This is a genomic window from Deinococcus yavapaiensis KR-236 (genome assembly GCF_003217515.1).
Classification (GTDB): Bacteria; Deinococcota; Deinococci; order Deinococcales; family Deinococcaceae; genus Deinococcus_A; species Deinococcus_A yavapaiensis.
The window spans coordinates 73,276-85,408 of the sequence record NZ_QJSX01000009.1 but is presented as its reverse complement, the minus strand read 5'-3'; the positions used below and the strand labels follow the sequence as shown (position 1 = coordinate 85,408).

The window sequence follows — 12,133 nt, the reverse complement described above, 5'->3', positions numbered from 1 at the left end:
GAACTCGTGGACATGCATCCCCAGACGTTGCGGTTGTACGAACGCAAGGGACTGATCCGCCCCGGACGGTCGAGCGGCAAGACCCGCCTGTACTCGGAGCGCGACATCGAGCACCTGCGTGAAATCCGCCGTCTCACCCAAGAACTCGGCGTCAACCTCGCCGGCGTCGAGGAAGTCATGCGCCTTCAGCACGAACTCGACGACTTGCAAGACCAATTCGAAGGCGAAATCGAGCGCCTCGAGGGTGAACTGCAAGAGCGCATCCTGCGCGAGCGCGCCCTCGGCAACGGTCCCGAATCCGCCGATCCGCTCGATCGCCCCGTGTACGTCATCTCCATCGCCGCGCAACTCGTGGACATGCATCCCCAGACGTTGCGGTTGTACGAACGCAAGGGACTGATCCGCCCCGGACGGTCGAGCGGCAAGACCCGCCTGTACTCGGAGCGCGACATCGAGCACCTGCGTGAAATCCGCCGTCTCACCCAAGAACTTGGCGTCAACCTCGCCGGCGTCGAGGAAATCATGCGCCTTCGTCATCAACTCGACTCGGCGCGCGGCCGCATGGAAGGCGCCATCGAGCGTCTGCAAAGCGACCTCACGGACCGCATGACGCAGTGGCGAGCCCTGCCCGCCGACGTTCCCGAAGGCGACGCGGAAGACACCGTCTCGTCCTGAGCCGCCTCGGTGGCGACCAGCCCCTCGGTGCGGTACCCTGGAAGAACTTGAAGGACTTTCGGTCGTTTCCTCCACTTTCAACTCAAGCGCTGCGAGGACGGACGTGACGACGCTCACGCGCGCCTTGTGGGTCGTCGGGGACGTTCACGGCGAGCTTTCGAAGCTTCAAGGCCTTCTGCACGGCGCCGGCCTCGTCGACGAGGCCGGTTTCTGGGTGGGCGGCGTGAACGTCCTCGTGTCCGTCGGCGACCTCGTCGATCGCGGTCCGGACGGCGTGGGCGTCGTCGAGTACCTCATGCGCCTCGAGCATGAAGCGGCGGCGGCGGGCGGACGCGTGTACGTCCTGCTTGGAAACCACGAGCCTTTGCTGATCGGCGCGTACACGTTCGGCAGCGAATGGCGAGACGTCCGCGGGCGATCGTTCCTGGAGCGCTGGCGCCTCAACCGCGGGCAGACGAGCGACTTGCAGCGTCTGCAACCTCGCCACCTGGAGTGGCTGCGCAAGCGTCCCGGCGTGGTGCGGCTCGGGCCGTACCTCTTCTTGCACGCCGACACCGACGCGTACCTGCGCTACGGACGCGACCTTCAAAGCGTCAACGTCGCCTTGTGGAACACCCTCGGCTCGAACGACCCCATCGTCCTCGACGCGCTCGTACGCGACCTTTCCGAGCGCGGAGTGTTCATGGAGGAAGGCGGGTCGAGCCGCGCGCTCACCATGCTCGCCACGTACGGCGGCGAGCGCCTCGTACACGGCCACACGCCGATCTCGTACGTCCTGTCGGTCGAGCCGCAACTCGTGCACAGCCCCCTGCTGTACGCCGAGGGAACGTGCCTCAACGTCGACGGCGGCCTCGCGTACCATCGCAGCGCCGGCTTCCTCGTGCGGCTCGGCAAAAGCGGCATCGACAAGATCGTCAAGCCGAAATTGGACCGCACCGTGGGCCGCCCCAGCTGAAGAGTCGCGAACGGCCAAGGCCGCCGCGGATTGGTATCATCCCCGCATGACCGCATCCGACCACGATCTGCGCCCTCACCTCGACACGAACGCCGCCGACGCCGAACTCTTCGACCTTCTTCGCATTCCCAGCGTCTCCGCGCAAGAAGAGCATAAAGATGACATGCGCCGCGCCGCCGAGTTCTTGCAAGGCAAGCTCGCCCGCCTCGGCTTCACCGCCCGCGTCGACGACACCGCCAAGCATCCCGTCGTGTACGCCGAGCGTCTGCAGGCGCCCGGCAAGCCCACCGTGCTGATTTACGGCCACTACGACGTGCAACCCGAAGCGCCCCTCGAAGAATGGCTGTCGCCTCCGTTCGAGCCGACCGTGCGCGACGGCCGCATCTACGCGCGCGGCTCCACCGACGACAAAGGCCAAGCGTTCGCGCACGTCCAAGGCGTCGAGTTGCTGCTGTCACGCGGCGAACTGCCCGTGAACGTGAAGTTCCTGCTCGAAGGCGAGGAGGAGATCGGCTCGCCGAGCCTCGGCGCGTACCTGCGCGAACACCAAGAAGAACTCGCGTGCGACGTCGTCGTGATTTCCGACGGTTCGCGCTTCGCGTCCGATGTCCCGACGGTGACGTACGGCCTGCGCGGCTTGGCGTACATCGAGGTGCGCGTGCAAGGCGCGAACCGCGACCTTCACTCGGGCGCGTACGGCGGCGCCGCTCCGAACCCCATCAACGCCCTCGCGCAGATCATCGCCAAGCTCAAGGACGATCGAGGCCGCATCACCATCCCCGGCTTCTACGACGACGTCCAAGCCCTCACCGAGAACGAACGCGCCATGTGGGCGAGCTTGCCGCACTCCGACGAGAAGTTCGCGGCGAGCATCGGCGTGAGCGCCTTGCCCGGCGAGGCGGGCTACACCACCTTGGAGCGCTTGTGGGGCCGACCGACCCTCGACGTGAACGGAATCTGGGGCGGCTACCAAGGAGAAGGCAGCAAGACCGTCATCGCCGCCAAGGCGGGCGCGAAGATCTCCATGCGCCTCGTGCCCGGTCAAGACCCCGAGCGCATCACCAAGCTCGCCGCGTCGTACATCAAGAGCTTGGCGCCCGAGGGAGCGACCGTCGAGGTGATCGAGTTGCACGGCGGCCAACCCGTCGCCATGGACCTCGACTCGCCGTTCATCGCCGCCGCCGACCGCGCCCTGCACAAGGTGTTCGGCACGAAGGCGGCCTTCGCGCGCACGGGCGGCAGCATTCCCATCGTCGCGGACTTCCGAGCGGTGCTCGGCGCGCCCGTCCTGCTCGTCGACATGGGTCTCAACGAGGACGCTCCGCACTCCCCGAACGAATCGTTCGCCCTCTCGGACTACCACAACGGCATCTTGACGAGCGCGTACCTGCTGCGCGAACTCGGCGAGTCGAGCGCGTGAACCTCGCCTTCCTCGCGTCCCACGGCGGCTCGGGCATGCGGGCCGTCGTGCGGGCGTGTCGAGAAGGACGTTTGAATGCCACGCCGACGCTCGTCATCAGCAACAACTCGCACAGCCCCGCCCTCGCCTTCGCCCGCGAGGCGGGCTTGCGAGCCCTGCACCTCTCGACCGTCACGCATCCCCACGACCTCGACGAGACGATGTGCGAAGCGATACGCGCGGCCGACAATGACCTCGTGGTCTTGTCGGGCTACATGCGCCCCGTCGGCCCGCGCGTCCTGCGGGCCTTCGAAGGACGCATCCTCAACGTCCACCCGAGCCTCCTGCCGAAGTTCGGAGGACGCGGCATGTACGGCGACCGAGTCCACGAAGCCGTCCTGAAGGCTGGCGAGACGGAGTCGGGCGCGACCGTGCACCTCGTCGACGGCGGTTACGACACCGGCGAGGTGCTCGCGCGCGCCCCGGTGCCCGTCGAGCCTGACGACACCGTCGAAACGTTGCGCGCCCGAGTGCAAGCGGCCGAGCAGACCCTGCTCGTGAGCGTACTCGCGCGCCTCGCGCGCGCGCACGAACGGTCCGCGTCGTGAACGCGCGGGCTTCCCAGGCCTTCGTCGCCTCCGACCTCGAAGGAACCCTCACGACAGGCGAGACGTGGCGTGGCATGCTGCGCGTCCTGCGCGAACGAGGCCAAGGCGGCAAGGTGCGCGGCTTCCTCGCTCGCAAGCTGCCCGCCGTGCTGCTCGCACGAGCCCGCGTGCTCGACGTGCAACGCGTGCGGCAAAGCTGGGTGGCCGAACTTCCGAGGCTTCTCCGGGGCGTGACCCGCGACGACATTCGCGAAATCGCCGAAGACGTCGTCGAACGAGACCTTTGGCCCAATCGCCGCGAAGACGTCCTCGACGAGCTACGCCGCCACCGCGAGGAAGGCCGCGTCGTCGTCCTCGCGTCGGGTACGTACCAACCCGTTCTCGAAGCGTTCGCCGCGCGCGTCGATGCGCTCGCCCTCGGAACCCCGCTCGACTTCGACGCGCGCGGGCACCTGACGGGCGGTGTCGTCGGCCTCGTCCGCGTGGGCGAGTCGAAGGCGCACGACCTCCTGCGCTTCTTGCACGGCGCCGAGTTGTACGCCGCGTACGGCGACACGGCTCCCGACGAGTACATGCTGCGCCTCGCTCGGCATGCGATCGCCGTGCATCCCGACCGCGAGCTCGCCCGCCTCGCCGAGAAGCGCGGTTGGCGCGTCCTCGGCACCATCCAAGGAGACCGCAAGTGAACGCATCCGACCATTCGTCCGACGACCTTCAAGCGCTTACTCGGCAACTGCAGGACCCCATGCCTCACACACTCCTTGCGACCCTCGGCATCGAGATGATCGAAACCGGCAAGGACAAAGTCGTCGCTCGCATGCCGGTCGGGCCGCGCGTGCACCAACCTTTCGGCTTGCTGCACGGCGGGGCGTCCGTCGCACTCGCCGAGACCGTCGCGAGCTTCGGCGCGTACCTCAACGTCGCGGCGAGCGGCCAAGGCGCCGTCGGCTTGGAGATCAACGCGAACCACCTGCGCGCCAAGCGCGACGGCGTCGTCACGGCGACTGCCACGCCCATCCACCGGGGACGCACCACCCACGTGTGGAGCATCGAGATTCACGACGAACAAGGCAAGCTCGTCTGCGTGTCGAGGTGCACCCTCGCCATCGTTCCCATGAGCTGACCTCATGTCGCGCGTGTTCGACGCGGTGATCGTCGGGGCGGGCCCGTCCGGCCTGGCGACCGCCTACCATCTCGCGAACGCCCGCCTCGACTACACGGTGCTCGAGACGGGACGCCGCCCCACCGGATCGTGGCCGAGTCACTACGACTCCCTCACGCTCTTCTCGCCCGCACGCCACTCGGCGCTGCCCGGCCTCGCCTACTTCGGCGACCCCGACCGCTACCCGACGCGAGACGAAGTCATCGCTTACTTGGAGCGTTACGCTCTCACCTTCGGCCTTCGGATCGAACTCGAAACGTACGTCCAGGGGATCACCCGAGCAGGCGCGACGTTCACCGTGCATGCCGACGACGGACGAACCTGGAGGGCGCGCAACGTCATCGCCGCGACAGGCGCCTTTCGTCGTCCCTTCGTGCCGATCATCGCGGGGAGGAGCGCGTTCCAAGGACTCGTTCTGCACTCGTCCGCCTACCGCCGACCCGCCGACTTCGAGGGAAAGCGAGTCATCGTCGTCGGGTCGGCGAACTCCGCCGTGCAAATCGGCGTGGAACTCGCCCGGGTCGCGCGCGTGACCCTCGCCGTGCGCCGCAACGTTCGCTGGGTGCCTCAGCGAATTTTTGGACGCGACATCCTCGACTGGGCGGCCCCCACGCATGTCGAGCATCTTCCGCTCGGACGGTTCGGACGCCTTCCCACCCCGACCGTCGTCTACGACACCGGCAAGTACCGAGCGGCCTTCGAGCGCCGCCACCTCGATCAGCGCTCCATGTTCGAACGCTTCTCTCGCCGGGGCGTCGTCTGGCCGAACGGAACGGAAGAACAAGTCGACGTCGTCGTCTTCGCGACCGGCTACCGTCCGAACTTGGAATTCCTTCGTGGCCTCGGCGCCCTCGACGACCGAGGCGAGCCGTACCAACGCCTCGGTCTGAGCACGCGCGTTCCCGGCCTCTACTACGTCGGCCTTCCGGGGCAGCGCTCCACGAGTTCCGGCACCCTGCGCGGCGCCGGTCTCGACGCCGCGTTTGTCGTGCGCGCGCTGCAACGACGGCGTTAGCCGAAGCCGGATCGCTCGCGCGCCTCGACTTCGAAGCGATTGTTCACGTAGCCGCGCCGCGCCGACTCCAGCAGATACAGCGCCAGGAAACGCAAAAAGCCGTACCGCTCGAACTGCTCGACGTGCACCAACTCATGGCGCACCCAACCGTCGCTGCTCGAAAACGCTTCCCTAGACGCGCCGCTGACATGAATCGTTCGACCGACGACCATGGCCACGGCGCGCGTACGCAACACGAATTTCGCGCAAAACGCGAGCGGTGATCGCGTCACGATCTTCACCCCGGGCGGCAAGGGGACCACGCTTCGAGCTTACCATCCGACCTCAAAGGACCGGATGACTGAGAACGCTCGGTCCCAGCGCCAAGACGTCATGGCAATTGATGCCGAGGCGCATCACGGCCGCCCGAAGCTCGTCCAGATCCACGTCCGTCAAGGCGTTCGCCGAATCGAACAGCAGCAACGCGAACGGAACGGCTTTTCCGCATCCTTCGGGCCGAGATTCGAACGTCACGCGAACTCCATGACGAGCTTCGAAACTATGCACGAGATCGTCCAGGCGAGCGGCCAATTCCAGGCAGGGCTGCTCCATGCAAGCAAGTCGATACGTCGCCATGACCCCACCCTAACGACCGTCCCGCCGCCCTCGTGCAAGAGTGCCTTCACGACCTTCAGATGTAAAGGCACCGCCAAGAGGCAGAGCGTCCTTTGCCGCCTCTTGCACAACCCCGCCGTTCACGCTACTCTTCCTAATGCTGGAACGGTGCCCGAGTGGTTGAAGGGGCACGCCTGGAAAGCGTGTGTACGGGCAACCGTACCGAGAGTTCGAATCTCTCCCGTTCCGCCAAATGAAACCCGCAGCCGAGCTGCGGGTTTTTTCTTTGTTCCAGACGAAGAGTTTTCAAAAGGAACGACAGCGTGCTTCGAAGGTGAATTCTCCTCATGAGCGTCGTTGAACTCGGTCCAAAAACGCCGAAGCGTGAAGACAAAACGCCCTCAAGCGTGACCCCACAAGCCGAGTTCGACCTCGAAAGGAGTGCCATGTTCACCACCCTCGACGTCGTCACGCAAGAATTCCTGCTCGACTGCGAAAGCCGCGGACACAGCAGAAACACCCTCACGGCGTACCGCAACGCCCTCGCCGTCTTCCAGCGCTTCGCGCGCCAGCAAGGCTTCACTCAGATCAAAGACGTCACGCCCGCCGTGATCCGCGCGTACGCCGCGTCCTGCCTCACCGACGTCTCCGCCGGTGCCACGCACACCCGACTGCGCCCCCTCAAGACCCTGCTGCGCTGGGCACACGCCGAGTCGTACCTGGACGCCGACGTCACCAAACGCATGCAACTCCCGAAGTTGCCGCAGCAAGACCTGCCCGTCGTTCGACCGCAGCACGTCAAGAAACTCCTCGCCGCCATCAAGACGCACTCCCGCAATCCACTGCGTGACACCGCCATCATCACCCTACTTCTTCGACTCGGGCGTTCGCGCGTCCGAACTCGCCGCCCTCGACCTCACCGACGTCAAACCCGAAGGCTACGTCGTCGTGCGGCACGGCAAAGGCGGCAAGAGCCGCGCCGTGCCCGTCGAACGCGGCACCATCAAAGCGATCCGCTTGTACGTCACCACCGAGCGCGACGAAGACGCACCACACCGCACGCTGTTCCTGGCGAACGGTGAACCGATGGCCCGCGCGACCCTCGACAAGCTTCTCGACCGCTTGTGCCGCCTCGCCGACTTGCCGCGCCTCAGCGCGCACGCCTTCCGCCGCGGCTTCGGCGTGCAGTACCTCCGCAACGGCGGGGACGTGTTCACGCTGCAGCGCATCTTCGGGCACACGTCGCTGGAGATGAGCAACCGCTACGCGCTCCTGAACGGCGACGACCTCAAGCAAGCGCACCGACGCGCCTCCCCGATGCGCACCGTGAACGGGGAGGGCTGAGATGCCGAGAACGACGCCCACACGGGCTTTCGAAGCCTTCCTGACCGAACGTCAAGCCCAAGGGCTCACGCCAGCCGGGGAGACGTGGTACCGCGACGCCTGGGCGCGCTTCACGGCCTTCGCGGGCCGTCGCGCGTTCCCAAGCCAACAGACAGCCCAGTTGTACCTTCGTTTCCTTCGGCAGGAGCACGTCGAAGACGAGACGTGGTGGCCAGCATGGCGCGGCGTGGAGCATGTCCTGCGTTGGTTCCACGCCCGCGGATACACTCGACACGACCTCGGCCGCTTCGAACTGCGCAAGCCCGTGGGAACGGGACGGCCAGCAATGACGGAAGCGGATCTCTTGCCCCTCATCGGCGCAGCGCGTCGACACGACGCCGAACGCCTCATCACCTTGCTGTGGTTTGCGGGGTGGCGTTCGAGCGCCCTCGTCGCGTTGACGTGGCAGGACGTCGACATCGACGCCGGACTGTTGTACGGCCCGACCTTCGAGGGGCAACGAGCGGAGATGCAACTGCAAGGCAAGCTCGCCGAGAAGATGCTTGCCTGGCAACGCGCGTCGACGTCTGAGTTCCTGCTCTCCGACGTTCACGGCGCACCCCTCACCGTGGCGGACGTGCACCGCGTGGTGCGAGCGGTGGGGAAGACCGCACGTCGTCCCTTCCTCGCACCGGGGCAATTCCAGCTGGCCTACGTCCGGCAGTACCTACGGTACTCCACGCATCCGTTCGGGCCGGACAGCGTGTACTTGTCGCGTCGCCTCGGCCACATGATCCGCGTGCGGAACGTGCCCATCTCGAACGTCGTCGATTTCGAGGAGCTGCGCGCCGAGCACGAACGCCACAGCCCCGCACGGCAGCTGTTACGGAACGACCCACCATCTCGCCCGCCTCTCAAAACCCTCAAGTCAAGGAGGAACTCATGACCACAAACATCCGCGTTCCCAGCGACATCAAGCCTCTCTACGCCAACTTCGCCGTCCTCGACACGACCCGGGACGAGGTGCTGCTCAACTTCTGCTTCGCGGAAGGCCCATCCGACAAACCCGAGGCGTCGCTCGTCGCGAAGATCGTCATGACGCCGACGAACCTCAAGAACTTGCACGACCGCATCGGAGAGCTACTTGAGCACCATCAGATGCGCCACGGACCGATGAAGTAAAGCCAAGCACGCGAAAGGGAAGGCCAAAGCCTTCCCTTTGAACAGGCTGATGAGCTTACCGTCGGAATGACGTTTCTGCCGGGAAGTTGGCCCTGTAGGTCATGGCGCCATCTTGCGTGAACGCCACCATCGAACCGTACGCGGTCACGTCAACCCACGCTCGTTCGAACAACCGGTAGATGTTCCCGCCGATCGACAAGTGGAACGCGTCTTGATCGAGCCGTCCACCCATGGTGATCATCGTCTTGCTCCAAACGGTGGACTTGTTGAACACCGCCGTGGCGCTCGACGAGCCGACCAGGACGCGATTGCCAAGGACGTCGACGAACAACCCGAAGTTGCCGCTCGTTCCAGGGGAGAGGGTGTCCGAGAGCGTCCACGCGCCTCCGTTGAGTTCGTACACGTACGCGACACCGCCGTTCAAAGCGCTGGGCGCGCCCACGACGAGGCGGGTGCCATTGATGCTCACGGCCGTGCCGAAGCCCTCGGCAGTGCTTGCTGCACTGTCAAGGCGCGCCGCTTCAGACCACGTGCCGCCGCTGCGTTTGTACACGAACACGGCGCCCTTGTTGCCGTTTTGGGACGGCGAGCCGACCACCGCGTAATCGCCGCTCACACCAATGCGGTTGGCCTCCGTCACTCCGACAGGGAAGGAAGCTTCGTTCGTCCACGTGCCGTTTTGACGGTAGATCGTCACGCCACTGCCGTCACCAGAAATGACGTTAAGGCCGTCGGTGTCGACGTACGTTCCCATGCCAAGCGTGGCCTGCTCGGTCCAGATCCCGCCGCTTTGCTTGAACACCTTCACGTTGCCCGTCGCAATGACGCCGTACTCGCCCTTCGCGGCGAAGTCCGCGATGCTTCCCGACTCGCTCCGCGTGATGCTGGTGAAGCGCGTGGTGCTGAACTTGCGGGCACGCCCAACGTTCCCGGCAGCGTCGTAGGCAAGCACTTGCAGATCGTGATCACCTGCGCTCGGAGTCCACGTCATACCCCACGTCGAAGCGCCGAGGTTCGCTTCACCGATCTTGGCGACGCCGTCGTACACTTCGACTTTCTGCACGCCCACGTCGTCACTGATGTTGCCACTCAGGGTGACAGGGGAGCCCGCTGTGGGGTTCGCGGCGACGTCGAAGGTGATCGCGGGGGGCGTGATGTCGACGCCGATGCCGCTCGACACGTCGTTCACCGGAATGCCGAGGACCGTCGAGAGCGTCGCTTCAGTGCCGGTTCCAGGGCCGAACAAGCCCGTGACTTCCGCCGTCACGGTCAGCTGACCTTCACCGGACGCTTGCACGCGCACACCCCGCTTCGATTCGACATTCGTGCCGTTCTGCTGCACGATGGAGCCGTTCTGGACGCTGTACGTGACGGTGTAATCACTTTCGGGAACGAGAAGGTCGATGCGGTTTTGGGGGACGACGCTCAAGCCGACGTCCACGATTTGCCCAGGATCGACGGCACGCACGCCGAGCAACGTTCGAAGCGAGGCGTTGAGGATGATCGACCGCAGCGTGAGGTTGACGCTGGCGCCGCTCGTCGGAATGTTGACGCCGAGCTTCTCGCCGTAAGCGAGGGTGTTGGCGGGCGTGCGGTCGTCGAGCGCTTTGATCTTGAAGTCGTAGTTCTTGTTGACGGGCAGAAACACGGTCTTCGTGGACTGCGCAGGCGTGAAGGTGAGGCGGCTGCCAGCGGCAGACGGGTACCCGTTCGCGTCGAAGAGGAGTTCGGTGCCGCCGTCGAACACATTGAGTTCAGCGCTCGTCGTGCCTTGCGGAACGCCTTGGGGCTGGACGCCTTGCGTGCTGAGCGCTGGGAGGGGCGCGGTGAGTTTGACAGGGGCGTACGCCGCCTGGGTGCTCGGCTGTGGTGCTTTGCCGCACGCCGTGAGGGCGAGGGTGAGTAGCCCGCCGAGTTGAGCGGTGCGGTGGAAGGCGTTCGAAGTTCGGCTCACAGTTCTTGTCGTCCTTTCAGCGGCCGTTGTGGAGACCTAAGCAACGATATAGGTTTGACCAGACTACAGGAGGGCAAATGCCGTGGTCATGCTCACCGGGAAACGCAAGGACGGCGGATGCCGCTTCCTCTGAAGTTGTTGCCGCTTGCAGGCTTGGCTTTCGCTGCTCAGTGCAAGCCGGGGATGCTGGTGATCCCGATCATTTCAAGGCGACGCAAGTGGAGTTGCGTCCGGGAACGCGACGCCATGCTCTTCCAAAAACGTGGCCATTGAGTTGCCATGGCGCTGCAGCGCGTTGATGAGGTCGTGCGTCACCGAGAGGGCGAATTCGGCTTCCTGCGCGGTGAGGTGCCCTTCACGCACGGCCGCAATGAACTCGTCCGTGTCCTCCACGCGCAAGGTCCCGTCGAGTTCGATCACGACGTCGAGGTAGAAGTCCCGAGCCAGCCAAATGGTGTCGCCGGGCTGGATGTGGGCGACGTCCACGAACCACTGCCAGTGCGGGCTCCCGTCACGCTCGAAGAAGCGGTTGACGATCAGGCCGAGCGCCGGAAGGAACAGCGACTGCATGTACGCCAGCACCGCGTGCCGGTTGACGCGCCGAGCAAGGTACAAGTTCGACGAGCGGAGGCTGACTTCGTCGCACTCAGCGGTGCCGTTCCAAACGTGGTGCCGCTTCGCGGTCACGTCGACGCGTTGCTCTCGCACTGGGTGAATGGTCGCAGCTCCGTTCTCACTCCCAGAGGCGTGAGCCTGTAGCGTGATGGCCCCCGGAGTTACTTCTTGCGTCGCGCTCCGTGCGGGCGGTTCGAGTAACTCGAACAAGCCACGTCCAACCGAGCGGAAGATTTCTTTGCCGATCCCGCCAGGCGCGCCGCCTTTCAAGTTGACGGTCATGCCCTGAATCATCGGGTTGAGAGAGCTTTCGCCTCGATCCGGGTAGCGTTCGTGAACGGTCGCGATGAGCTGGCTGCGAGTGAACGGCGTGAGACCCCGGTGCGTGAGCTTTTGGGCGGCGTCGCGTAGGACCATCCAGTTCGGCGGTTCGTTCGTCGGCATGGCGTGCTCCTTTGCTGTCTAGCGTACTTGTAGGACGCGGCGAGATGGCAGCTCTTGCCCAGGAAACACCCTTTCATGCGACGAGAGCTCCAAGGGGTATCGCGACCCCCCTTTCAACGAAAAGCGCCCCCCTACCCCTGCATGTGCGGCGAGCCACCATGTTCATCGCGTCCGCACCCACACGCGTCAATGATCCACCCGAAGCGT

14 protein-coding genes, 1 tRNA gene and 1 pseudogene are annotated in these 12,133 nt (G+C 65.2%); 12 read left to right on the top strand and 4 right to left on the bottom strand.

Annotated features, from left to right (window positions below; translation table 11 throughout):
- The 7 genes from hspR to DES52_RS12280 form a co-directional block, all read left to right on the top strand.
- Positions 1-675, top strand: a 675-nt coding sequence (hspR, locus tag DES52_RS22965) for a heat shock protein transcriptional repressor HspR, fused homodimer type (protein WP_170131036.1), incomplete at its 5' end; no start/stop codon positions are given.
- Between the two features lie 103 nt (positions 676-778).
- Complete coding sequence (locus DES52_RS12305; RefSeq protein WP_170131035.1) at positions 779-1,630, top strand: metallophosphoesterase; 852 nt, start codon at positions 779-781, stop codon at positions 1,628-1,630.
- Between the two features lie 46 nt (positions 1,631-1,676).
- Positions 1,677-3,050, top strand: a complete 1,374-nt coding sequence (locus tag DES52_RS12300; RefSeq protein WP_110887115.1) for a dipeptidase — start codon at positions 1,677-1,679, stop codon at positions 3,048-3,050.
- Positions 3,047-3,637, top strand: a complete 591-nt coding sequence (gene purN, locus DES52_RS12295) for a phosphoribosylglycinamide formyltransferase (protein ID WP_110887114.1) — start codon at positions 3,047-3,049, stop codon at positions 3,635-3,637. Before DES52_RS12300 ends, purN begins: the two co-directional genes overlap by 4 nt.
- Complete coding sequence (locus tag DES52_RS12290; protein ID WP_110887113.1) at positions 3,634-4,323, top strand: HAD family hydrolase; 690 nt, start codon at positions 3,634-3,636, stop codon at positions 4,321-4,323. Before purN ends, DES52_RS12290 begins: the two co-directional genes overlap by 4 nt.
- The gene (locus DES52_RS12285) at positions 4,320-4,760 is read left to right on the top strand and encodes a hotdog fold thioesterase (RefSeq protein WP_245900964.1); all 441 of its coding nucleotides are present in this window, start codon (positions 4,320-4,322) and stop codon (positions 4,758-4,760) included. Before DES52_RS12290 ends, DES52_RS12285 begins: the two co-directional genes overlap by 4 nt.
- A gap of 4 nt (positions 4,761-4,764) precedes the next feature.
- The gene (locus DES52_RS12280) at positions 4,765-5,814 is read left to right on the top strand and encodes a flavin-containing monooxygenase (protein WP_110887112.1); all 1,050 of its coding nucleotides are present in this window, start codon (positions 4,765-4,767) and stop codon (positions 5,812-5,814) included.
- Here DES52_RS12280 and DES52_RS12275 read toward each other — a convergent pair.
- Both DES52_RS12275 and DES52_RS12270 read right to left on the bottom strand, forming a co-directional pair.
- On the bottom strand, positions 5,811-6,116 hold the full coding sequence (locus DES52_RS12275; protein ID WP_211317922.1) for a DUF4157 domain-containing protein: 306 nt from the start codon (positions 6,114-6,116) through the stop codon (positions 5,811-5,813). The two genes, DES52_RS12280 and DES52_RS12275, sit on opposite strands and share 4 nt — an antisense overlap.
- 22 nt (positions 6,117-6,138) lie before the next feature.
- Positions 6,139-6,405 carry a hypothetical protein gene (locus DES52_RS12270; protein WP_146237278.1) on the bottom strand — a complete coding sequence of 89 codons (267 nt, stop codon included), beginning with the start codon at positions 6,403-6,405 and terminating at the stop codon, positions 6,139-6,141.
- 165 nt (positions 6,406-6,570) lie between these two features.
- Between DES52_RS12270 and DES52_RS12260 the strand changes: the two genes are divergently transcribed.
- The 5 genes and pseudogenes from DES52_RS12260 (at position 6,571) to DES52_RS12240 (ending at position 8,913) form a co-directional block, all read left to right on the top strand.
- A tRNA-Ser gene (locus DES52_RS12260) sits at positions 6,571-6,660 on the top strand.
- Positions 6,661-6,755: 95 nt separating this feature from the next.
- Positions 6,756-7,061: pseudogene (locus tag DES52_RS23745) on the top strand (site-specific integrase); the annotation flags it as partial.
- Positions 7,062-7,254: 193 nt separating this feature from the next.
- Positions 7,255-7,752 carry a tyrosine-type recombinase/integrase gene (locus DES52_RS12250; protein ID WP_170131034.1) on the top strand — a complete coding sequence of 166 codons (498 nt, stop codon included), beginning with the start codon at positions 7,255-7,257 and terminating at the stop codon, positions 7,750-7,752.
- Position 7,753: 1 nt separating this feature from the next.
- Positions 7,754-8,677 carry a site-specific integrase gene (locus tag DES52_RS12245; protein ID WP_110887108.1) on the top strand — a complete coding sequence of 308 codons (924 nt, stop codon included), beginning with the start codon at positions 7,754-7,756 and terminating at the stop codon, positions 8,675-8,677.
- The gene (locus DES52_RS12240; RefSeq protein ID WP_110887107.1) at positions 8,674-8,913 is read left to right on the top strand and encodes a DUF3467 domain-containing protein; all 240 of its coding nucleotides are present in this window, start codon (positions 8,674-8,676) and stop codon (positions 8,911-8,913) included. The genes DES52_RS12245 and DES52_RS12240 overlap by 4 nt, the downstream gene beginning before the upstream one ends.
- Positions 8,914-8,968: 55 nt before the next feature.
- Here DES52_RS12240 and DES52_RS12235 read toward each other — a convergent pair whose 3' ends face one another.
- On the bottom strand, positions 8,969-10,867 hold the full coding sequence (locus DES52_RS12235; protein ID WP_110887106.1) for an Ig-like domain-containing protein: 1,899 nt from the start codon (positions 10,865-10,867) through the stop codon (positions 8,969-8,971).
- Positions 10,868-11,071: 204 nt separating this feature from the next.
- The gene (locus DES52_RS12230; RefSeq protein WP_110887105.1) at positions 11,072-11,926 is read right to left on the bottom strand and encodes a DUF7669 domain-containing protein; all 855 of its coding nucleotides are present in this window, start codon (positions 11,924-11,926) and stop codon (positions 11,072-11,074) included.
- Between the last annotated feature and the right edge of the window lie 207 nt (positions 11,927-12,133).

Bases quoted from the DNA above. Each gene is read 5' to 3' on its own strand.
- DES52_RS12240 (WP_110887107.1), top strand. From the start codon at position 8,674: ATGACCACAAACATCCGCGTTCCCAGCGACATCAAGCCTCTCTACGCC.
- DES52_RS12280 (WP_110887112.1), top strand. From the start codon at position 4,765: ATGTCGCGCGTGTTCGACGCGGTGATCGTCGGGGCGGGCCCGTCCGGC.
- DES52_RS12230 (WP_110887105.1), bottom strand. From the start codon at position 11,926: ATGCCGACGAACGAACCGCCGAACTGGATGGTCCTACGCGACGCCGCC.
- DES52_RS12300 (WP_110887115.1), top strand. From the start codon at position 1,677: ATGACCGCATCCGACCACGATCTGCGCCCTCACCTCGACACGAACGCC.
- DES52_RS12245 (WP_110887108.1), top strand. From the start codon at position 7,754: ATGCCGAGAACGACGCCCACACGGGCTTTCGAAGCCTTCCTGACCGAA.
- DES52_RS12270 (WP_146237278.1), bottom strand. From the start codon at position 6,405: ATGGAGCAGCCCTGCCTGGAATTGGCCGCTCGCCTGGACGATCTCGTG.